This window comes from Mesorhizobium sp. Cs1299R1N3, from assembly GCF_037179625.1.
In the GTDB taxonomy this organism is placed as follows: domain Bacteria; phylum Pseudomonadota; class Alphaproteobacteria; order Rhizobiales; family Rhizobiaceae; genus Mesorhizobium; species Mesorhizobium salmacidum.
The window spans coordinates 227756-248116 of record NZ_JAPYKQ010000003.1; the positions used below are offsets into that span (position 1 = coordinate 227756).

Annotated in this window: 21 protein-coding genes; 12 read left to right on the plus strand and 9 right to left on the minus strand. The window is 63.7% G+C overall.

Translation table 11 applies throughout. From position 1 onward, the window contains the following. Nucleotides 1-27 precede the first annotated feature (27 nt). Nucleotides 28-456: an STAS/SEC14 domain-containing protein gene (locus tag O7B34_RS09615; protein ID WP_337145813.1), complete on the minus strand. Its 429-nt coding sequence runs from the start codon at nt 454-456 to the stop codon at nt 28-30. A 160-nt stretch (nt 457-616) separates the two neighbouring features. Here O7B34_RS09615 and O7B34_RS09620 point away from each other — a divergent pair, with 160 nt between their 5' ends. From O7B34_RS09620 to O7B34_RS09635, 4 genes are all read left to right on the plus strand, one after another. Next, nucleotides 617-1357, plus strand: coding sequence for a pyridoxine 5'-phosphate synthase (locus tag O7B34_RS09620; protein ID WP_337146124.1), 741 nt, complete (start codon nt 617-619; stop codon nt 1355-1357). A gap of 95 nt (nt 1358-1452) precedes the next feature. Beyond that, complete coding sequence (locus O7B34_RS09625; RefSeq protein WP_337145815.1) at nt 1453-3366, plus strand: potassium transporter Kup; 1914 nt, start codon at nt 1453-1455, stop codon at nt 3364-3366. Between the two features lie 187 nt (nt 3367-3553). Further along, entirely contained in the window at nt 3554-5473 is a 1920-nt protein-coding gene (locus O7B34_RS09630) for a potassium transporter Kup (RefSeq protein ID WP_337141652.1), read from the plus strand. A 37-nt stretch (nt 5474-5510) separates the two neighbouring features. Further along, entirely contained in the window at nt 5511-6551 is a 1041-nt protein-coding gene (locus tag O7B34_RS09635; RefSeq protein ID WP_337145817.1) for an SDR family oxidoreductase, read from the plus strand. 34 nt (nt 6552-6585) lie between these two features. Here O7B34_RS09635 and O7B34_RS09640 read toward each other — a convergent pair whose 3' ends face one another. Continuing rightward, entirely contained in the window at nt 6586-7476 is an 891-nt protein-coding gene (locus tag O7B34_RS09640; RefSeq protein WP_337145819.1) for an SDR family oxidoreductase, read from the minus strand. A gap of 135 nt (nt 7477-7611) precedes the next feature. On the opposite strand from O7B34_RS09640, the gene O7B34_RS09645 reads away from it, so the two are divergent. Together O7B34_RS09645 and O7B34_RS09650 are read left to right on the plus strand one after the other, a co-directional pair. Further along, complete coding sequence (locus O7B34_RS09645) at nt 7612-8022, plus strand: winged helix-turn-helix transcriptional regulator (RefSeq protein ID WP_337141655.1); 411 nt, start codon at nt 7612-7614, stop codon at nt 8020-8022. A 52-nt stretch (nt 8023-8074) separates the two neighbouring features. Beyond that, nucleotides 8075-9340: an FAD-dependent oxidoreductase gene (locus O7B34_RS09650; protein ID WP_337145821.1), complete on the plus strand. Its 1266-nt coding sequence runs from the start codon at nt 8075-8077 to the stop codon at nt 9338-9340. Here O7B34_RS09650 and O7B34_RS09655 read toward each other — a convergent pair. Then, entirely contained in the window at nt 9288-10025 is a 738-nt protein-coding gene (locus O7B34_RS09655) for a glutathione S-transferase family protein (protein ID WP_337145823.1), read from the minus strand. The genes O7B34_RS09650 and O7B34_RS09655 overlap by 53 nt on opposite strands. 100 nt (nt 10026-10125) lie before the next feature. Between O7B34_RS09655 and O7B34_RS09660 the strand changes: the two genes are divergently transcribed. Further along, complete coding sequence (locus tag O7B34_RS09660; protein ID WP_337145825.1) at nt 10126-10584, plus strand: MarR family winged helix-turn-helix transcriptional regulator; 459 nt, start codon at nt 10126-10128, stop codon at nt 10582-10584. Nucleotides 10585-10613: 29 nt separating this feature from the next. Here the strand turns inward: O7B34_RS09660 and O7B34_RS09665 are convergent, their stop codons facing one another. Next, nucleotides 10614-11045 carry a DUF1772 domain-containing protein gene (locus tag O7B34_RS09665; protein WP_337146125.1) on the minus strand — a complete coding sequence of 144 codons (432 nt, stop codon included), beginning with the start codon at nt 11043-11045 and terminating at the stop codon, nt 10614-10616. A 151-nt stretch (nt 11046-11196) separates the two neighbouring features. On the opposite strand from O7B34_RS09665, the gene O7B34_RS09670 reads away from it, so the two are divergent. After that, a complete protein-coding gene (locus O7B34_RS09670) occupies nt 11197-11850 on the plus strand; it encodes a TetR/AcrR family transcriptional regulator (protein ID WP_337145827.1) in 654 nt (217 codons plus the stop codon). A 24-nt stretch (nt 11851-11874) separates the two neighbouring features. Continuing rightward, nucleotides 11875-12894 carry a ketol-acid reductoisomerase gene (gene ilvC, locus O7B34_RS09675; protein ID WP_013531065.1) on the plus strand — a complete coding sequence of 340 codons (1020 nt, stop codon included), beginning with the start codon at nt 11875-11877 and terminating at the stop codon, nt 12892-12894. 99 nt (nt 12895-12993) lie between these two features. Here the strand turns inward: ilvC and O7B34_RS09680 are convergent, their stop codons facing one another. Then, nucleotides 12994-13599, minus strand: a complete 606-nt coding sequence (locus O7B34_RS09680) for a BA14K family protein (RefSeq protein ID WP_337145829.1) — start codon at nt 13597-13599, stop codon at nt 12994-12996. A 189-nt stretch (nt 13600-13788) separates the two neighbouring features. Here O7B34_RS09680 and O7B34_RS09685 point away from each other — a divergent pair, with 189 nt between their 5' ends. Further along, complete coding sequence (locus tag O7B34_RS09685) at nt 13789-14901, plus strand: endonuclease/exonuclease/phosphatase family protein (protein WP_337141661.1); 1113 nt, start codon at nt 13789-13791, stop codon at nt 14899-14901. Nucleotides 14902-14963: 62 nt separating this feature from the next. Further along, nucleotides 14964-15674 carry a hypothetical protein gene (locus O7B34_RS09690; protein ID WP_337145831.1) on the plus strand — a complete coding sequence of 237 codons (711 nt, stop codon included), beginning with the start codon at nt 14964-14966 and terminating at the stop codon, nt 15672-15674. Here O7B34_RS09690 and O7B34_RS09695 read toward each other — a convergent pair. The 4 genes from O7B34_RS09695 to O7B34_RS09710 all read right to left on the minus strand — a co-directional run bounded on the left by O7B34_RS09695 (nt 15671) and on the right by O7B34_RS09710 (nt 19241). Next, nucleotides 15671-15898: a hypothetical protein gene (locus O7B34_RS09695; RefSeq protein ID WP_337145834.1), complete on the minus strand. Its 228-nt coding sequence runs from the start codon at nt 15896-15898 to the stop codon at nt 15671-15673. The genes O7B34_RS09690 and O7B34_RS09695 overlap by 4 nt on opposite strands. A gap of 130 nt (nt 15899-16028) precedes the next feature. Next, nucleotides 16029-17246 carry an ABC transporter permease gene (locus O7B34_RS09700; protein WP_337145836.1) on the minus strand — a complete coding sequence of 406 codons (1218 nt, stop codon included), beginning with the start codon at nt 17244-17246 and terminating at the stop codon, nt 16029-16031. Next, nucleotides 17243-17950 (minus strand): ABC transporter ATP-binding protein, encoded by a 708-nt coding sequence (locus tag O7B34_RS09705; protein ID WP_337145838.1) that lies wholly within the window; start codon nt 17948-17950, stop codon nt 17243-17245. Before O7B34_RS09705 ends, O7B34_RS09700 begins: the two co-directional genes overlap by 4 nt. A gap of 4 nt (nt 17951-17954) precedes the next feature. Then, nucleotides 17955-19241, minus strand: coding sequence for an efflux RND transporter periplasmic adaptor subunit (locus O7B34_RS09710; RefSeq protein ID WP_337145840.1), 1287 nt, complete (start codon nt 19239-19241; stop codon nt 17955-17957). A 101-nt stretch (nt 19242-19342) separates the two neighbouring features. Here O7B34_RS09710 and O7B34_RS09715 point away from each other — a divergent pair, with 101 nt between their 5' ends. Then, complete coding sequence (locus tag O7B34_RS09715) at nt 19343-20251, plus strand: PhzF family phenazine biosynthesis protein (RefSeq protein ID WP_337145842.1); 909 nt, start codon at nt 19343-19345, stop codon at nt 20249-20251. Nucleotides 20252-20361: the final 110 nt, after the last annotated feature.

Here is a 20361-nt window from a genome sequence, read left to right on the forward strand (position 1 = left end):
GGGTCGGCGGGTAGGCGGAAAGCCGTTTCATCCTCTTTCTGGAGCGGCCGTGGCCTCCTGGCCGGTCGGCCGCGCCCCGAGCCATTCCCAGGCAGCAGCTTCGTCCTCGATCCTGAAATGCCTGAATTCGACGGGCGACGCAGCGGGCAAGGCGCGTCGTGCGTTCGGCGTCCAGTCAGGGGCGCCGATCGCCGCGCAACGGCCAATATGTTCCAATGCGTGGACGGCACCCTTCTTGATGGTCTCATCGGAGATGTCGGCCCAGTCGACGCCCTCGTGATCGACTATGCGCACGGCCACGTCGATTCTCTGATGGAGCAAATAGGCCGCCTCGAGCAGGCCAAACAGGTTCTCGGCATCGGCGGCCGAGACATGGCCGACCACATCGATGGCAAAGAGGTCGTCGCGGCTGGTCTCGATGCGGCGGATCGCCGGCACGGATTGGAGGAAATTCAAGGCGGTGCCTCCCTTTCGTGGAGGATGTTGGTCTTCTGGAACACCGGAAAGGCCCTATCTGTTCCCGTCAAAGACGCTATAGATGCGCCGTTTCAAATGCGCCGCGCCGGAACGAATGAGCGTGGCGCGCCTCGATTGCCTGTTTCAGGGACGCCAGACCATGCCCGCCAAGCTTTCCGTCAACCTCAACGCCATCGCCATGCTGCGCAACCGGCGCGACCTGCCATGGCCCAGCGTAATCGGTGTCGGCCGCCTTGCCCTTGCCGCCGGAGCGCATGGGCTGACGGTGCATCCGCGCCCCGACGAACGTCACACCCGGCATTCCGACCTGCCCGAGATCAGGGCGCTGGTCGACGACGAGTTCCCGCAGGCGGAATTCAACATCGAGGGCTACCCAAACGAGGATTTCCTGGCGCTTGTGGAGAAGCACCAGCCTGAGCAGGTGACGCTGGTGCCCGACGATCCGGCACAGGCAACCTCCGACCACGGCTGGAACTTCATCGCCGATGCGGCGTTCCTGGCGCCGATCGTCAAGCGTCTGAAGAAGGGCGGTTTCAGGGTCTCGCTGTTTTCCGACGCCGATCCCGCCGGCATAGGGGCTGCGCGCGATACGGGCGCCGATCGTATCGAACTCTATACTGGCCCTTATGGCAGCTACCATTCCGATTCCGGTAAGGCGGCCAAGGAATTGGAAAGGCTGGGAAAAACCGCTGACGTGGCATTTGCCGCCGGCCTCCAGGTCAATGCCGGGCACGATCTGACGGTGGCCAATCTGCCCGCGCTGGCAAAGCGCATTCCGGCATTGGCCGAAGTGTCGATCGGACATGGGTTGACAGCCGACGCATTGGAGTATGGCATGGCCGGCACGGTGGGGCGGTTTCTCAGGGCTTGCGGTTGGTAGGGGTAATGCTTCGTATTGGTATGGCAGCCATCGCGTGCATTTGATAGCTTATCGCCGCATGCATAGAGCACCGCGCGCTTGTCGGAGAGTGGTCGATGGCCCTTGCCAATAGCGGGAGCGAGGCTGAAACCGTCGAGCAATCAAGCCATGCCGGGGTCGAGCAGCACAGCACCAAGGTTCTGATGCTGGGCGCGCTCGGTGTCGTCTATGGCGACATAGGCACGAGTCCGATCTACGCCTTCCGAGAGGCGCTTCACGCTTCGCCCGGCATCGCAACGCGCGTTCACGTGCTTGGCGTGCTGTCGCTGATCGTCTGGGCGCTGACGATCATCGTGACCATCAAATACGTCGCCTTCGTGCTTCGTGCCGACAACAAGGGCGAAGGCGGCACGCTGTCGCTGATGTCGCTGGCACGCAGCGCCTATCCCAAGGGCGCCCGGCTGATCCTCGTGATCGGCCTTTGCGGCGCGGCGCTGTTTTTCGGCGATTCGATCATAACGCCGGCCATCTCGGTGCTGTCGGCGGTCGAAGGCCTGACGGTGGTGACCCCGACGCTGGACGCCTATGTCGTGCCGGTCACGCTGGTCATCCTTGCCATCCTGTTTTCCGTGCAGCGCTTCGGCACGGGAAAGGTGGCGGCGGTGTTCGGGCCGGTGACGGCGCTGTGGTTCCTGGCCATCGGCGTTGCGGGCATCTATCACTTGATGGATGATCCATCGATCCTGCTGGCCATCAATCCCTATTACGCGGTCGCCTATCTGGCCAGCACGCCCACCGCCGCCTTCGTCACTGTCGGCGCTGTCTTCCTGGCCGTGACCGGGGCCGAGGCGCTCTACGTGGATCTCGGCCATTTCGGACGCAGGCCGATCGTGCTGGCATGGTTTTCCGTGGTGTTTCCCTGCCTGCTGCTCAACTATTTCGGGCAGGGCGCCTTTGTGCTCGCCAACGGCGGAAAACCGACCAATCCGTTCTTTGAGATGCTGCCAGACTGGGCGCTGATGCCGATGGTGGGACTTGCAACGGCGGCTACCGTCATCGCCAGCCAGGCGGTCATCTCAGGGGCTTTTTCGCTCACCCGCCAGGCGGTGCAGCTCAATCTTCTGCCACGCATCGAGGTGCAGCATACGTCGGAAATGCAGTCCGGGCAGATCTACATGCCGCGCGTCAACCTTCTTATTGCGTTGGGAGTTATGCTGCTGGTGGTCGGTTTCGGCAGTTCGAGTTCGCTGGCTTCCGCCTATGGCATCTCGGTGACCGGCGAAATGCTGATGACGACGATCCTGCTGTTCGTGGTGATGCGCAAGATGTGGAAATGGAAGCTGGGGCTCGCCCTGGCGCTAACCTTGCTGTTCGGCATCATCGACAGCGGCTTCTTCCTGGCCAACGTCGTGAAGATCGTGGAAGGCGGCTGGGTCTCGATCACCGTTGCCTGCCTGATGGGGCTGATCATGTGGACGTGGATACGCGGCACCCGCTATCTCTTCGACAAGACGCGCCGCAACGAGATCCCGCTCGATTTCCTTGCAGGCAACCTGTTGAAGAAAAAGCCGCAGCTGGTGTCCGGCACCGCGGTGTTCCTGACCAGCGATCCGCTCAGCGCGCCGACCGCCTTGATGCACAGCCTCAAGCACTACAAGGTTCTGCACGAGCAGAACGTTATCCTTTCCGTGGTGACCGCGCCGCAGCCCGTGGTGCCCGACAGCGACCGCGTCAAGATGGAGACGGTCAACGAGCTGTTCATGCGGGTGACGCTGACCTTCGGCTATATGGAACAGCCCAACATCCCGCGCGCGCTGGCGATCTGCCGCAAGCAGGGCTGGAAGTTCGACATCATGACGACGTCCTTCTTCCTGTCGCGGCGCTCGCTCAAGGCTTCGCCCAATTCCGGCATGCCGGTTTGGCAGGACCGGCTGTTCATCGGCCTGGCGCGCTCGGCGGCGGACGCGACGGAGTATTTCCAGATCCCGACCGGCCGCGTCGTTGAAATCGGCACGCAGGTTGCCATTTAACAGACACGTGCTCGCCGGCCCGCAGGTTGTGCCGTGGGTCCGGACGTGAGCCTGCGTAGGAATCGACGTTCGCGGGAAGTCGCCGACAAGGAGCCGCGCGCTGCCGACATGAGTGCCATAACGTTACGGCACTTGATATTGCATTGCAGCAAGCGTAGAGCACCGCGCGTTTATCGGAGTGTCGTACATGGCCCTTGCCAATGCTGGTAGTGAGGCAGAACCCGTCGACCAATCGAGTCATCCCGAAATCGAGCAGCACAGCACCAAGGTGTTGATGCTGGGCGCACTCGGCGTGGTCTATGGCGATATCGGCACCAGCCCGATCTATGCGCTCCGGGAGGCGTTGCACGCTTCGTCCGGCAGCGATGTCGCCACCCGTGCCGATATTCTCGGCGTGCTGTCGCTGATCATCTGGTCGCTGACCATTACGGTCACGGTAAAGTACATCATGTTCGTGCTGCGTGCCGACAACCGCGGCGAGGGCGGCGTGCTGTCGCTGATGGCGCTGGCCCGCGGCAGTTTTCCGAAGCGCTCGGCGGTGATTCTCGGCATCGGCATCGTCGGCGCCTCGTTGTTTTTCGGCGACGCGGTCATTACGCCGGCGATTTCGGTGCTTTCGGCGGTCGAGGGCATGAATGTCGTCACCCCCACCTTCCAGCCCTATGTCGTGCCATTGACGCTGGTCATCCTCGCTGTGGTGTTTGCCGTACAGCGCTTCGGTACCGGCGGCGTTGGGCTGGTGTTCGGCCCGGTGACCGCGGTGTGGTTCCTGGCCATCGGCTTGTCCGGCATCAATCACATCATCGTCGATCCGGAAATCCTGTGGGCCGTCAGCCCGCACTATATCGTCGCTTTCCTGATCAATTCGCCCGACGTCGCCTTCGTCACTGTCGGTGCTGTGTTTCTGGCAGTGACCGGCGCAGAAGCGCTCTATGCCGATCTCGGCCATTTCGGCCGCAAGCCGATCGTGCTTGCCTGGCTTGCGATCGTGTTCCCCTGCCTGCTGCTCAATTATGCCGGGCAAGGCGCCTTCATACTGGCGAATGGCGGCGTGGTGGGCCATCCGTTCTTCGAGATGAACGGGGGTTGGACTCTTATCCCGATGGTAGTGCTGGCGACGGCGGCTACCGTCATCGCCAGCCAGGCGGTCATTTCAGGGGCTTTTTCGCTGACCCGCCAGGCGGTGCAGCTGAACATGCTGCCGCGGCTGGAAATCCTCCACACATCGGAAAAGCAGTCCGGCCAGATCTACATGCCGCGCGTCAATCTGCTGCTGGCCCTGGTGGTGATGATGCTGGTGGTCGGCTTCGGCGAATCGAGCAAGCTGGCCTCCGCCTACGGCATCTCGGTAACCGGCAACATGCTGGTGACGACGGTGCTGCTCTATGTCGTCATGACCCGCATCTGGAAGTGGAAGCTGTCGCTGGCGATCCCGCTGACCGTGCTGTTCGCCTTCATCGATGTCGGCTTCTTCGCCTCCAATATCGTCAAGGTGTTCGAAGGCGGCTGGGCGTCGCTGGTCGTGGCCTTCACCATCGTGCTGGGCATGTGGACCTGGGTGCGGGGCAGCCGCTATCTCTTCAACAAGACGCGCCGCAACGAAATCCCGCTCGATTTCCTCGCCGGCAACCTGTTGAAGAAGAAGCCGCAGCTGGTCTCGGGCACCGCGGTGTTCCTGACCAGCGATCCGCTCAGCGCGCCGACCGCCTTGATGCACAGCCTGAAGCACTACAAGGTTCTGCACGAGCAGAACGTTATTCTTTCGGTGGTGACCGCCCCTCAGCCGGTGGTGCCCGACAGCGAGCGCGTCAAGATGGAGACGGTCAACGAGCTGTTCATGCGGGTGACGCTGACTTTCGGCTATATGGAACAGCCCAATATTCCACGCGCGCTGGCGATCTGCCGCAAGCAGGGCTGGAAGTTCGACATCATGACGACGTCCTTCTTCCTGTCGCGGCGCTCGCTCAAGGCCTCGCCCAATTCCGGCATGCCGGTGTGGCAGGACCGGCTGTTCATCGGCCTGGCGCGCACGGCGGCGGATGCGACGGAATATTTCCAGATCCCGACCGGACGTGTGGTAGAAATCGGCACGCAGGTGGCGATCTGACGAGTTCGATCGTCTCGACCTAAACGGGGAGGCTGAGATGAGCGGCGAATTGGTGCTTGTCACCGGCGGATCGGGTTTCCTCGGCGCACACTGTATTCTTGCCCTGCTGCAGGCAGGCTATCGCGTGCGCACGACGGTGCGCTCCGTCAAGCGCGAAGCCGACGTTATCGCCATGCTGAAGGCCGGCGGCGCCGAGCCGGGCGACAGGCTCTCCTTTGCCATCGCCGACCTCATGGCGGATGCCGGCTGGCCCGACGCTATCGCCGGCTGCGACTATGTCCTGCATGTCGCGTCACCGTTCCCGCCCGGCGTTCCGAAGCATGAGGATGACCTGATCATCCCGGCTCGCGAAGGCGCCTTGCGCGTGCTCAGGGCGGCGCGAGACGCCGGCGTCAAACGCGTCGTGCTGACATCGTCCTTCGCGGCCATCGGCTATGGCAAGATGCCGCCCGACGGCCGGCCCTTCACCGAGGAGAGCTGGACCGATCCAACGGCCAAGGTCAGCGCCTATGTGAAGTCGAAGACGCTCGCCGAACGCGCGGCCTGGGATTTCATCGCCGCCGAGGGTGGCAGCATGGAATTGGCGGTCGTCAATCCGGTGGGAATCTTCGGGCCTGTGCTAGGGTCCGACCATTCGACCTCCACCGCATTTGTCCAGCGCATGATGAACGGTGCCATGCCAGGGCTGCCGCGCCTGTCCTTCGGGGTGGTCGATGTGCGCGACGTGGCGGACCTGCATGTGCGCGCCATGACCAACCCCGTCGCCAAGGGCGAGCGGTTTCTGGCAGTCGCCGGCGATTTCATGACTGTGCGGGCGATTGCGCAGACGGTGCAGATGCGGCTCGGCGCCGCCGCCTCGCGGGTCTCGATGCGGGAGCTTCCCGATTGGCTGGTGCGGATGGTGGGGCTGTTCAACGCGGAAGCCGCGCAACTCGTGACGGAACTCGGCAAGGTCAAGAATGCCACCAACGCCAAGGCGGTGCGCATGCTCGGCTGGGCGCCGCGCTCGCGCGAGGACGCGCTCGCCGCCACCGGAGAAAGCCTGGTCCGGCTCGGGCTTGTCAAAACGCCGAAATAGCGCGGCGGGAGAAAGACTTCCCGCCGCGCTGGTTTCAGCCTGCCAGTGCGGCCTTGTTGGCCTCGAGGAACTGCTTCAGCGGTACCGACTTCCGGCCGGAAAGCTTTTCGACGGAGTCCGTCACCATGCCAAGGCCGCCAACGCGCGTGGCAGCGTCGAAGGATACGAGAAGCCGGGCGATGGGCTCGGGAAGGCCTGCGCTCTTCATCCCCTCGGTCAAGGCTTCGTCCGTGAGCTGAATGACCTGGATCGGCTTGCCGGTGACTTCGGTGACAAGTGCCGCGACTTCGGCTGACGTATAGGCCTTGGGGCCAGTCAGCGTATACGTCTTGCTTTCGGTGTTGTCCGAAGCCAGCCCCGCGGCTATGGCGGCGGCGAGATCGTCACGCGCGCCATAGGAAATGGCGCCGTCGGCCGCGGACGTATACCATTGGCCCGAAGCGAGGATCTGCGGCATCGCCATGAACAGGTTCTCGTCATACCAACCATTGCGGAAGATCGTGTAGGGGATGCCGCTCGCCTTGATCGCCTGTTCGGTGTCGTAATGGTCGGGCGCGAAGAGCACCGGCGAACCCGGCTCCGTGTTGGGCATCGAGGTGTAGAGCAGGTGGGCGATGCCCGCCTGCCCGGCTGCCGCGACGGCGGCAAGCTGCTGCTCGCGCCGCTTTCCCTGGATCGCCAGTTCGTTGGTCGAAATGATGAGCGCCCGGTCGGCGCCGGCGAAGGCTTTGGCAAGCGAGGCTTGATCGTCGAAATCGGCCTCGCGAACAGTGACGCCGCGCGCCGATAGCGCGGCAAGATTGGCGGGCGTGCGGGTCGTGGCGATGATCCGGGCCGCCGGCACCTCTAATGTGTCCAGCAGATGGTTGATGACGCTGCGGCCGAGCTGGCCGGACGCGCCGGTGACGAGAAGAGTTGCGGTCATGGAGGATCCTGACATTGCGCCGGAAAGGCGGTTCGGGTGGTGATCTCAAAAAGAGACCAGCACTAAAATAGGAATTGACCCGCTGCCGTAAAGAAGGCAGTTTTTCGGGAGGTAGGCACACGCAGGGAACCAGTCATGGACAGCCGGACCGTCAATCTGAAATCCAAACTCGAAGTTTACAAAGCGATGACCGAAGGCGGAAACATTGCCGATTGCCCGGTCCGCGACGTCATTCAGGGGCTCAATGGCAAATGGAGCTCGCTGTTGACGGCGGCCCTGGCCGAGCAGCCCTATCGCTTCGGCGAGCTGCGGCGGCTGGTTCCCGACATTTCGCAGCGCATGCTGACCCAGACGCTCTATGATCTGCAGCGCGACGGCTATGTGCGTCGCGAAGTGTTTCCGACCAAGCCGCCCAGTGTCGAATACAGCCTGACCGACCTTGGGCGCTCGATGTTCGACGCTTTGCAGCATTTGTTGCAGTGGGCTGAAAACAACCACGATGCGGTGCGCGATGCCCGCACTGCCTTCGATTCAACACCGGCTTGACCAGCCGGTAGCCTTCGGCGTCGCGACTTGATTTCATCCGGCGGCTGAAGGATTGTCCCGGCCAGTTCGGCTTGGGGGCAGCGGCATTTTCTACGATATCGCAATTGCAGGCGCCGGTCCGGCGGGATTGGCCATGGCGCTCTATCTCAGGCGTGCCGGGCACCGGGTCACCATCTTCGAGCGCTTCGAGGAACCGAAGCCGGTCGGCTCCGGGTTGATCCTGCAGCCGACCGGATTGACGGTGCTTGCCGACCTCGGTCTGCTCGACGACATCATGGCGCTGGGCAGTAGGATCGACCGGCTGCATGGCGCCGATGCCTCCACCGGCCGCACCGTGCTCGACGTCCGCTACGACGCCCAGCACGGCGGTCGCTTCGGCCTGGCGGTGCACCGGGCGGCCCTATTCGGCGTGCTGTTTCGCGCTGCCCGGCGTGAGACCATCGCCATCGAAACCGGCGTCGAAATCGAAACCCTGGAGACCGGCGACCGGGCGACGCTGGTCCGTGCCGATGGACGAAGGGCGGGACCATTCGATCTTGTCGTCGACGCCAGCGGTTCGCGTTCGAAACTGCGGCAGTGCGCCGGCAATGCCGGGGCGCCACGACCACTCACCTATGGCGCATTATGGGCATCGCTGGATTGGCGAGGCGAGGGCTTTGACGAGCACGCGCTTTTGCAGCGCTACGACAAGGCCAGCGTGATGATCGGCGTGCTGCCGATCGGCCGGCCAGAGCCGGGTTCCGAAAGGATGGCGGCATTCTTCTGGAGCCTGAAACCGGCGGATGCCGATGCCGTGCGCAACCTTGGCATCGATGCCTGGAAGGAGCGGGTGGTGCGGCTGTGGCCGCAGGCCGAGGCGTTCACCAGCCAGATCGACAGTTTCGACCAGCTCTCGCTGGCCCGCTATGGCCATCACACGATGAAGTCTCCGGTTGGCCGGCGTTTGGCCGTGATCGGCGACGCCGCGCATTCGACCAGTCCGCAGCTTGGCCAGGGCGCCAACATGGCGCTGCTCGACGCCGCGGCGCTCAGCCATGCGCTGGAGCGAACGGGCAGCGTCGAGGCTGCGCTCGAAGGCTATGCGAAAGCGCGGCGCTGGCATGTGCGGGCCTTCCAGGCGCTGTCGCTGGCATTCACGCCCTTCTATCAGTCGGACTCCGTGGCGCTGCCTTTCATCCGCGACAGGCTGGTGGCGACGATCGCCAAGATTCCGCCGGCGCCGCGGTTCCTGGCCTCGATGGTGGCCGGCACGGTGATCGATCCGTTCAGGCGAGTTGGGCTTGCCGAAGCGCGCTGGCCGGATCGCGTTGCCGAATGAGGCTCGATAGAAAAGACCCCTTCGCCCGCAGGAAAGCATGCAGGCGCTGCGGATAATCCGGCGCCACGGCCTGCCTGATCGACCGACGGTCGCTCAACGCTTCGCGCCAGGCCTGGACGAGCGGCTTGCCTTCCAGGATGCCGAAATCGCCGATCCGGTCGAAAGCGTCGAGGTAGCGGAAGACCGGACCGTAAACGGCATCGACGAGGGAAAAGCGGCTGCCAGCGAACCATGGCCCGCTCCGTGGGGTATCGTTAGCGAGTTCAGCCTCAAGGCGGTCGAACATCGCCGACAGCGCGCTGGACTCGGCGAGGAAGCCGGCCTCGCTCGGCGCTGAATAGAACCGGCCGATGGCGCTGAGGATGGCTGAGCCATACTCGATCCAGGCACGGTGCCGGGCGCGGGCATAGGGGTCGGCAGGGTGGAGCGGATTGGCCTGTGTTTCCTCGAGGAATTCGAGGATGACCGCGGATTCGAAGATTATCGTCTCGTCGCCAGTTCGCTGTACGCGCAGCAGCGGCACCTTGCCGAGCGGCGAGATCGCCTTGAACCAGTCCGGCTTGTCGGCGAGGTCGATGTCGATCCGCTCGAACGGGACGCCTTTCTCGGCCAGCGAGATCGCCGCACGTTGGACATAGGGGCAGAGGGGATGGCTGACGAGAATGAGGGTGTCGGCGGGTCTCATGGGATGTACCTTTCAATGTCGATGCAATTGCATTTACGTAGATGCATATGCATTGATCGTCAAGCTTGATGCAGTAGCATCTATCTCTTAGGATACGGCCATGACAGAGACAGCCATGCCTTCGCCGGATGCCATCAAGGTCTGGGCCCGCCTGATGCGGGTGTCGCGCCAACTGATGGAACGTGCCGAGGGCGCGCTGAAGGAGGACGGCCTGCCGCCGCTTGCATGGTACGACGTGCTGCACGAGCTTGCCGAGGCCGGCGAGGGCGGCTTGCGGCCATTTCAACTGATCGAACGCACTCTGTTTGCGCAATACAACATCTCGCGGCTGTTGGCCCGGCTCGAGGCCGACGGGCTGGTCGAGAAACTGCCGGTGGCCGATGACGGCCGTGGGCAAACCATCCGCATCACGGCCAGGGGACGTGAGACGCGCCGCCGGATGTGGACGATCTACGGACGCTCGATCGCCGAACTGGTGGGTGCCAAGCTCTCGCCGGATGAGTTGAGCACGGTCTCGGCACTGCTCGGCCAGCTGCGCCATCCGCCTGCCGCGGACTGATTCCGCAGGGACGAGCCCGGCCTGGCGGGTCAAGGCAGATGGCTGCCCCACAGAAAAGACAGCGTCGCCAGCACACCGAGCGCCGCGCGGACCAGGTGCAGATTGCCCCATCTGACGATCAGCGCCCTGGCCTGCGGATTGACCGCTTCCGGGTCCATTGCCTCCAGCACTCGATTGGTCGGCATCATCACAACAAGGGTCCACGGCCAGGGCAGGATGATCGCCACCGCGCTGCCGAGAAAGGCAAGCCCGCCGGTCTGCCACCAGGCGACAAGGCCGAGAACGCAGGCGACGATGGCGATCGATGCCTGCATGGCCGCACCGCGTTTGTAGGAAGGCTGCCATTCCTGGAGCAGGGACCTGTCATCCAGCCGCAACCGTGCCGGCTGCTCGGCCACGCTGACATAGATCGCCGCACCGGTGAACACGGCGGCTATGGCCAAGGCCAGCAAACCGACCAACATGTTTCCCCCTTTAGGACGGCGGCAGCGAAGCCGACCGGAGAGAAATAGGGCTTGCCAGGTTCGGTGCAATAGGTCATAGAAAGGCCGAACCGTAACGTACGGTACGGCTTGCCGAAAATGACTGGCTTGGTCGCCGCGAGGAAAGAGCATGTTGCACATCGTGCCTGACATCGACAACAGCGAGACGCTGACGGAGCGGCAGCAGGCCGTCCTGGATGCGGCACTGCGGCTGCTGGTCGAGGAAGGCGACGACCTGACCATGACCGCCGTGGCGCGGCGTGCGAGCTGTTCCAAGGAAACGCTCTACAAATGGTTCGGCGACCGCGACGGGCTGCTGACGGCGACCGTGCAGTGGCAGGCGTCGAAGGTGCGTGTGGCGCAGGTTGACGGGAAGGGGCTCGACCTTGCCTCGCTGACGGCGAGCCTGGAGCGCTTTGCCTGCGACTGGCTCAAGGTCATTTCAAGCGATACCTCGATCGCGCTCAATAGGGTGGCGGTTGGTCATGCGGGGTCGGGTAGGGACAATCTCGGCGCCGTCGTGCTGGAGAATGGGCGCTTTGCACTGGCCAAGCGGCTGAAGCCGGTGCTTGAAGCCGGCCGGCAGGCAGGACTCCTTGAATTTGCGGATGCCGAGACGGCATTCCGTACCTTTTTCGGGCTGGTTGGCCGGGATGTGCAGATCCGTCTGCTGCTCGGTGACCGGCTGGAATTGACTGAGGCGGCGATCAGCGGCGATGCCATCCGCGCGACGCAACAGTTTCTCGCTCTTTTCGGAGCAAAAACCGGGCCTCAAGGCCTTTGATCTTCAAAACGGGAAGGAAGTAAAATGCGTGTCTATTACGATCGTGATGCCGATCTCAACCTGATCAAGGGCAAGAAGGTCGCCATCATCGGCTATGGCAGCCAGGGCAGGGCGCATGCGCTCAACCTCAAGGATTCCGGCGCCAAGGAGATCGCCATCGGCCTCAAGGCCGGCTCGGCGACTGCCAAGAAAGTCGAGGCCGACGGGCTCAAGGTAATGAGCGTCGCCGATGCCGCCAAATGGGCCGACCTGATGATGATGGCAACCCCCGACGAATTGCAGGCCGACATCTACAAGAACGAGATCGCGCCGAACATCCGCGACGGCGCCGCGATCGCCTTCGCGCACGGCCTCAACGTGCATTTCGGCCTCATCGAGCCGAAGTCGACCGTCGACGTCGTCATGATCGCGCCGAAGGGCCCGGGCCACACGGTGCGCGGCGAATACCAGAAGGGCGGCGGCGTGCCGTGCCTGGTCGCAGTCAACCAGGACGCCTCGGGCAACGCGCTCGACCTCGCTCTGTCCTACGCCTGCGGCGTCGGCGGCGGCCGTTCGGGCATCATCGAGACCAATTTCCGCGAGGAATGCGAGACCGACCTGTTCGGTGAGCAGGTCGTGCTGTGCGGCGGCCTGGTCGAACTGATCCGCGCCGGCTTCGAGACGCTGGTGGAAGCCGGTTACGCGCCGGAAATGGCCTATTTCGAGTGTCTGCACGAGGTCAAGCTGATCGTCGACCTGATCTATGAAGGCGGTATCGCCAACATGAACTACTCGATCTCCAACACCGCCGAATGGGGCGAATACGTCTCGGGTCCGCGCATCATCACCGCCGAGACCAAGGCCGAGATGAAGCGCGTGCTGAAGGACATCCAGACGGGAAAATTCACCTCGGAGTGGATGCAGGAATACCGCGCCGGCATGTCGCGCTTCAAGGGCATCCGCCGCAACAATGACAGCCACCAGATCGAGGAAGTCGGCGCCAAGCTGCGCGCGATGATGCCGTGGATTTCCAAGAACAAGCTGGTCGACAAGGCCAAGAACTGAGCGAAATCGACAGGCTCGAAGCCCTCTAACTTCGAACGGTCAAAACCAAAACGGCGCCAGGTGGCGCCGTTTTCATTTCTGGTGTCAGCCGTAGTCAGCTCAGCTATAGGGCGACCAGCACTGCTGGCGCGGGCCGTTATAGGGCTGGAACGTGTTGTCGTAGGCGCGATATGAACGGTAGCGGTTGTAGCACCACCGGACATGGGCGCTCGAAAGCCGGCCGGCGCGGTAGTAGCGGCGCGGCGCCGGCGTATAGTAATCGTAGTTGTTATAATTGTTGTACATGCTGCCGAGGCCAAGCCCCAGGCCAAGACCGAGGATTGCGGCGGCGCCATCATCATAGTAGCCGCCGCGATAGTGGCGGCGGCCATGACGCCAGCGCCAACCATCGCCGCGGTCCCAATTGCCGCCATTCCAATGGCGACCGCCCCAGTTGCCGCCGCCATTCCAGTGGCGGCCGCTCCAGTTGCCCCCACCATTCCAGTGGCCGCCGTTCCAGTTGCGGCGCCATCTCCAATCGCCGCCACCATTGTTGCCGCCCGCCCAGCCTTCGCGGACCGGGGTGACCGTTGGCGCGGCGGTGCTGGTCGGGACCGATACATCCGGCTGCAGGATCGGACCGGCGGCGGATGGCGCCGTGATACCGGAGACAATACCGAGCGCAATCAGCCCGGATTTGACAGTGGAAGAAAAGAGCGAATTCATTGCACTCTCCAAGAGACACAGGCCCCACGCCTACCCTGGGAATGGGCTTACTGTGGGCCTTTGCGTCTGAACGGCGGATGAACGGAAAGGTTCCGTCAACCATAGGGCGAAGGCCACCAGGACCAAAGCATCGCTGCTTGTGGTCCCGCGATCTTGTTTTCCGGTGCTCTTGCAGGCAAATGTCAGGGCATGTCGCTGCGCCTTGCCACCTTCAATGTCGAGAACCTGATGAACAGGTTCGATTTTTCCGGCTATCGCAACCAGCTCAACGAGGATCGCACGCTGGCGATGTTCGATATCCAGAGCGAGGCCGAATACAAGATACTGGAGCAGGCGCGCGCCATCGCGCAATCCGACGACACGCGCCAGCTGACGGCACTAGCCATCGCCGCCACCCGCGCCGACATCATCTGCATGCAGGAGGTCGACAACATCGAAGCGCTGAAGGCGTTCGAGTACGGCTATCTGTTCAAGATGGTGGGGCAGGGTTACCGCCAGAAATACACCACGTCGGGCAATGATTCGCGCGGCATCGATGTCGCCGTGATGATGCGCAACGAAACCGCGCAGGGACAACCGATCGAATTCGTGCGCATGACCAGCCACGCCTATGTCACCTACGAGCAGTTCGGGTTGCACACGCCGGAGCTGGCGGCCCTCGGCAACCTGCCCAATGAACGCATCTTCCGGCGCGACTGCCTGGAAGTCGACATCAAGGTGGGCGGCGCGCCGATGACGCTTTATCTCGTGCACTTCAAGTCGATGGGCTCGCCCCGCAACGGGCTCGACGGACGCGAAGCGACAATGCCGGTGCGCGTCGCGGAAGCGCAGGCCGTGCGGCGCATCATCGAGGAGCGTTTCGGTGTGGATCATGCTGCCGACAAGCGCTGGGCGATCTGCGGCGACATGAACGATTACCGCCAGCGGGTGAAGATCGCCGGCGATGAGGTGGACGGCTACCGTTTCGAGGTGGTTGACGAGAACCTGTCCTGCATCAATGTGCTGACAGCGGGCGGCTTCTGCGAAAACGTGGTGGAGCGGCGGCCGGAAATGAACCGCTGGACCTTCTATCACACACGCGGACCCGAAGAGCGGCATCTGTGCCAGCTCGACTATATCCTGCTTTCCAGGGGACTGGCGGCGAAGAACGCCACCGCGGTTCCCGACATCATCCGCAACGGTCAGCCCTGGCGCACGATCTTTCCCGCGGGCCAGGAAGTTGAGCGCTTTCCGCGCGCCGGCTGGGACCGGCCCAAGGCTTCGGACCACTGCCCGGTGGCGATCACGCTGGACATGGCCTGATGGGGAGTACGGGCATGATGGGGAGTATGGGGCCTGATGGGCAGGATCGGGCCTGAGCCGACATGAGCTTTGATCTTCCACGCAATGTCATCCTGCCGGTCGACGCCATCGATGTGCGCCTCGATGCAGGCCCGCATCCCTTCGCGGTGGATAATGCCGGGGCGATCGCCGAGAACTGGCAGAGCGAGATCGAGACCAATCCGGCGCTCTTCGACGGCACCGTGGTTCTGCTTTCGGAACTTGCCTATCGCGACCGCAGTCTCATTGGCCTCTGCCATGCGGTCAACTACTCGACCTTCATGCTGTGGCGGAAGCGGCGCGAGAATTCCGGCGCCGAACACGCCTATGCCCATGCCGTGCTGGTGGCCGGCGACAATGCGCTGGTGGCGATCCGCATGGGACCGCGAACCGTCAATGCCGGCCGGGTCTATTTCGCCGCCGGTTCGTTCGAGCCGAGCGATTTCCGCGATGGGCTGGTCGATGTCGATTTCAACATGATCCGCGAGGTGCGCGAGGAGACCGGGCTCGACCTGTCGGATGCCAGGCGCGGGGTGCGCTGGCACGCGCTGTCGACGGCAAGCGGCACCGTCATCTTCCGCCGCTATCACGTCGACGAGCCTGCCGATGAGATAGCGCGCCGAATCTTGGCCTTCGTCGCCACCGAAGCCGATCCGGAGATCGAGGGGCCGGTGATCATCCGCCATGCCGACGACCTGCCGGACGGTCTGTCGCCGCACATGAAGCCCCTGATCGAGTGGCATTTTTCGAATTAGCGCGCCGCCTTGCGGTCGTTGCGCGCGGCGACGAAGAACAGGATGAAGCCGATGCCCAGCAAGCCGCCCATCGCCATACCCATGGTCTGGCCGACGACCGCCTGGAAATCCGGTTTGACGCGATCGGGACTGGCCATCCCGTAATCGGCGAGATACCACCAGATGCCTGCCAGGACAGCTTCGATAACCACCATTGTCAGGACCACGCGCGCTTTCTTGCTCATCAGCTGCTCCTCGACCAGGAATGCCTTGGCATAACATCGCCAACACAGCGACGACAGGGTTGGGTGGGGCGGAAACGTCGAAGGTTGTGTAAAACGGCTCGGAGTGCCGGGCGCCTTTGCAGCTTGCTCGTTACTCATGCCTTAGCGCGTCGATCGGATCGAGCCTGGCGCCGCGCAGGGCCGGGAAGAAGCCGAATACCATGCCGATCAGCGCGGAGAAGCCGACGGCGAGCAGGATGACCGCCGGGCTTGGCGCGAAGGGTATGGTCAAGGTCATCGAGGCGAGGCCAGCCAGCGCCAGGCCAATCAGGATGCCGATGATGCCGCCGAGCAGCGACAGCACCGTCGCCTCGACCAGGAACTGGATGAGGATGTGCTTTTCATGCGCGCCGATGGCGAGCCTGATGCCGATCTCGCGCGTTCGCTCGGTGACCGACACCAGCATGATGTTCATGATGCCGATGCCGCCGACCAGCAGGCTGACGCCGGCGACCGCGCCCAGCATGCCGGTCATCGTCGTGGTTGCGCTGGCCATAGCGTCGGCGATCTGGGTCATGTCGCGGATGGCGAAATCGCTTTCGCGGTCCGGGGTTATACGGCGCGCATCGCGCAAAATATCCTCGACGCGCGGCTGCAATTCGGTGGTCGGCGTGCGGTCGTCGGCGGCGATGTAGATGTTGTCGATATCGCGGTTGCCGGCGATGCGGCGCTGATAGGCGGCGAGCGGCATCAGCACGACATTGTCCTGGTCCTGGCCGAAGCCGGTATAGCCCTTCGGCTCGAGAAGGCCGACGATCTTGCAGGAGGTGCGGTTGACGCGGATGATCTCACCCTCGGGATCGCCGGCGCCGAAGAACTGCTGGCGCACCGTCTCGCCGATCAGGCACACGCCGGTGCCCGAACGGCTCTCGGAATCGCTGAACGGGCGGCCGGACACCAGTTTCCAGTCGCGTGCATCGAGATAGGCGCTGTCGGTGCCGGTGACGCCTGAGGTCAGGCTTTCGGTGCCGAAGATGACGCGGACCTGCTTCTGCGATGCCGGCGAGATGGCGCGCGCGCCGGAGAGATGCGCAACCAGCGCCGCCAGGTCCTTTTCCGCCAGCGGCCGCACCGCTTGATCGAGCCCGCCCGGACCGCCGGGACCGGCCGGGCGCCCGGCCCGGACGACCAGCAGATTGCTGCCGAGTTTGGAGATGTCGGCCTTGACCTTTTGCGTGGTGCCGGAGCCGATGGTCAGCATGGCAATGACGGCGGCGACCCCGATGACGATGCCGAGCAAGGTCAGGAACGAGCGCAGCACGTTGCGGCGGATCGAGCGCAGCGAGAGGCGGATGGTTTCCCAGATCATGCCGTCTCCATGTTCATTGTGTCGGAGGCGACATGGCCGTCGAGGAAGCGGATGGTGCGCTCGGCATATTCGGCGACATCGGCCTCGTGCGTGACCATGGCGACGGTCAGGCCAAGCTCCTTGTTCAGCCGCGTCAGCAGTTCCATGATTTCGTGGGTGCGCGCCGTGTCGAGATTGCCGGTCGGCTCGTCGGCGACGAGCAGCGTCGGCCTGGTGACGATGGCGCGTGCGATCGCCACGCGCTGCTGCTGGCCGCCGGAGAGCTCGGCCGGCGTGTGATGCTCGCGGCCGACAAGACCGACCTCAGCCAGCGCCTGCATGGCAAGGTCGCGGCGCTCGCGGGCGGCGACGCCGCGATAGATCAGCGGCAGTTCGACGTTCTCCGCCGCGGTGGTGCGGGCCAAGAGATTGTAGCCCTGGAAGACGAAGCCGACATAAAGGTTGCGCAGCATGGCGCGACGGTTGCGGTCGAGCCGGCCGGCATCGACGCCCATGAAGGAGTAGGTTCCGGCCGTCGGCGTGTCGAGGCAACCGATGATGTTCATTGCCGTCGACTTGCCGGAGCCCGACGGACCCATGATGGCGACGAATTCGCCGCGCCGGATGGCAAGGTCGATGCCGGCCAGCGCATGCACCTTGGCTTCGCCTTGGCCGTAGCTCTTCCAGACCGTGTCGAAGGTGATGAGGGGCGCGCCCGCGGCCATAGCCTCAGCTCCGCGACTGCGAGGCGGTGATGATCTGCGCGCCTTCCTCCAGGCCGGAGGTGATCTCTGTCAGTTCGCCATCGGTGGAGCCGATCTTGACGTTGACCGGATGCGGCCGGCCGTTCTCCAGCACATAGAGCGTGCGAGAACCATCGGTCGGGGCCTTCGCCGCCTGGCGTTGGCGGTCGGGGCGGCCCATGCGGCCGGTGAACAGGTCGCTGAGACTCCAGCCGCGCGGGGCCTGCTGCGCCGGTCGGTAGCGGAAGGCGCTGGCCGGCACGGTGAGCACATCCTTGGCCTGCCGCGTAACCACCGAAACGGTGGCGGTCATGCCCGGGCGCAGCAGAAGTTCGCTGTTGTCGACCTCGAGCCGCGCATTGTAGGTGACGACCCCATCCGTCGTGACCGAGGCATAGGAAATGTCGCGGATCTCGGCATCGAACGGCCGGTCGGGGAAGGCGTCGACGGTGAAGCGGGCATGCTGGCCTGACTTGACCGCGCCGATGTCGGCTTCGTCGACCGCCGCCACCAGCTCCATGTTCCTCAAATCAGCGGCGATGATGAACAGCACCGGCGCCTGCAGCGAAGAGGCGACCGTCTGGCCGGGGTCGACCGAACGGGTCAGCACGATGCCGTCGATCGGCGCGTAGATGGTGCTGTTGGCGAGATCGGTCTGCTGCGATTTCAAGTCTGCATTGGCGATGGCGAGATTGGCCTCGGCGCTGTCGAGCGCTGCCTTGGAGCGGTCGCGGGTCGCGGTCGCGGCCTCGAGCGACTGGTCAGTGGCCATGCCGCGCTTGGTCAGGGCCGCCGCGCGGACAAGCGCGCTCTCGTTCTCGGTGAGCGTCACCCGGGCGTCCTCGACGTTGGCAGCCGCCCCTTTTGCGGACGCTTCGGCCCGTTCGATCTGGACCTGCAGCTTGGCGGTGTCGAGTGCAGCCAGCACGTCGCCCTTCTTCACCTGCTGGTTCTCGTTGACCGTGACCGAGCGGATGATGCCGGAGAGCTGGCTTGATATGTCGACTTGGGTGAGGGGTTGCAGCGTGCCAGTCGCCGAAACCTGGACGGTGAGGTTGGCCTTGCCGGCCGGCACTGTCGTATAGTCGATCCTGGTCGGCGTGCCGGCATACCATTGGTATCCGGCAAAAGCCGCGACGAGGACGATCAGCGCCAGCAGCGCGTAGAGCCAGCCGCGGCGGCGCGTCCTGCGCCGGCCGATCTGGTCGAGCCCCAGCGCCGTCTCAATGGCGGAATCCGATTCCGCCTTTGGCAGATTGACAATCTGGTCCACGTCGGACCCCTATTATGCGTAATGTCCCTGTCTGTGCACAGATCAGGCTTATCGGTTCAAATATCAAATTAAATTTCGCCCATGTTGGGATTGAGGCAGGAATGCAAACCCGGAATTACTTGCTTTACGATGTGTTTACGACCGAGCGACTGGCCGGCAACCCGCTGGCGGTGGTGTTGGATTGCAAAGGTCTGGACACCGCCGCGATGCAAGCCATCGCGCGCGAGTTCAACCTGTCCGAATCGGTCTTCGTGCTGCCGCCGGACAATCCCAAGCACCGAAACCGCATCCGCATCTTTACCCCCGATTATGAAATGCCGTTCGCCGGCCACCCGACGGTGGGCTCGGCAATCGCGCTGGCGGAACTGGCCGGTGAGGGCGGTGCCGGCATTTTCGTGCTGGAAGAAAACATTGGTCCGGTGCGTTGCGCCGTGAGCAAGCACGATGGCGCCACCTTCGCCGAATTCGACCTCGCCAAGCTGCCGGAGCCGCTGAAGCTCGAAGCCGATCCGGAGGCGATCGGCGCGGCACTCGGCCTGACACCGCACGAAATCGGCTTCGAGAATCACCGTGTCGCCTTCTGGTCGGCGGGCGTGCCCTATGTGACCATCCCGGTCGCCAACCTCGAGGCGGCGGGCCGGATCCGGCTGGACAACCAGGCGTGGTCGGAACTGGCGCCGCGCAAGAGCGAATGGGCCTTCGCCAGCCCGTACGTCTATTGCCGTGAAACGGTGAATCACGAAAGCGCGTTCCATGTGCGCATGATCGTGCCCGGCACGCCGTCCTACGAGGACCCGGCGACCGGTTCGGCGGCGGCGGCCTTCGCCGGCGCCATCATGCATTTCGACGGCCCGACGGACGGGGTTTCGCAATTGTGGATCGAGCAGGGACTGGAGATGGGGCGGCCATCGCGCATCTGCCTCGAACTGACTGTGCTAGGCGGAAAGCTGGCATCCGCGCGCATCGGCGGCAACGCGATCAAGGTGGCGGAAGGCAAGCTTTTCGTCTGATCGCCTCCGCATTCTTTCCCGGCACGACAAGGCTTGATGCGATTTGTCGGGAAATGATTCCAGCAGGGCTGGACAGGACCGGTGTCGGCGGCTATATGCCCGCCAACGCC